1 protein-coding gene is annotated in these 588 nt (G+C 50.7%); it reads left to right on the forward strand.

All coding sequences use genetic code 11. The features are described 5' to 3' along the window. Window positions 1–76: 76 nt before the first annotated feature. Window positions 77–588 (forward strand): NAD(P)-binding domain-containing protein (locus ACTHUM_RS17840; RefSeq protein WP_440403670.1); only part of this gene is annotated, 512 nt, incomplete at its 3' end.

Consider the following 588-nt stretch of genomic DNA (forward strand, 5'->3'; position numbering starts at 1 on the left):
GTTAAGGATTGTTAAAAAGTTGTAAATCAGCTAGAGTTACGGTTGATAAATTAAATTAATAATGGAGCTTCCATCAATGAAAGGCGATATCGGCGTCATCGGCTTGGCCGTTATGGGTCAAAATTTGATTTTGAATATGAACGATCGCGGTTTCAAAGTCGTGGCGTACAACCGGACCACCGCTAAAGTAGACGATTTTCTCAACGGCGCAGCTAAAGGTACCAACATTATCGGTGCCTATTCATTGCAAGATTTAGTGGATAAACTGGAAAAACCGCGCAAAATCATGATGATGGTTCGCGCTGGCTCTGTTGTTGACGATTTTATCGAACAACTCGTTCCGCTTTTGGACGAAGGCGACATCATTATTGACGGCGGTAATGCCAACTATCCTGATTCCACCCGCCGTACACACGAGCTGGCCGCGAAAGGCATCCGCTTTATCGGCGCGGGCGTATCCGGTGGCGAAGAAGGCGCGCGTCACGGCCCGTCCATCATGCCCGGCGGCGACGAAGCCGCATGGCCCGCCGTCAAACCCATCTTCCAAGCCATTGCCGCCAAAACCCCGCAAGGCGAACCCTGCTGCGA

It is taken from the genome of Neisseria sp. P0021.S006 (genome assembly GCF_051956895.1).